The following is a 290-nucleotide window of genomic DNA, read 5'->3' on the forward strand; positions in this document are numbered from 1 at the left end:
ACCAGGCCCACCACCACGGCGAAATTGTTGTTGATCAGCGGCAACGGCTCGAACGGCGGCAGGCCGGGTACGATGCCCCAGACCGCTCCCAGTCCGGCATTGATCAGCCCTTCGGTGCGCAGGATGGCCATCAGCGCATAGGTGCGGATCAGCAGGTTGGTCCAGAACGGCAGCATGATCGCCACCAGCAGCAACAGCTTGGCGCGGCGGCTGGCAAAGGTGATGGCCAGCGCCACCGGCAGACCCAGGATGAAGCACAGCACGGTGGTGAGCACGGCAAAGCCCATGGA

Annotated in this window: 1 pseudogene; it reads right to left on the minus strand. The window is 64.5% G+C overall.

Annotated elements, in window-relative coordinates:
• A pseudogene (locus RT662_RS07715) lies at positions 1-290 on the minus strand (ABC transporter permease); the annotation flags it as partial.

Origin of the sequence: Sandarakinorhabdus sp., assembly GCF_032115815.1 — a bacterium.
Classification (GTDB): Bacteria; Pseudomonadota; Alphaproteobacteria; order Sphingomonadales; family Sphingomonadaceae; genus Sandarakinorhabdus.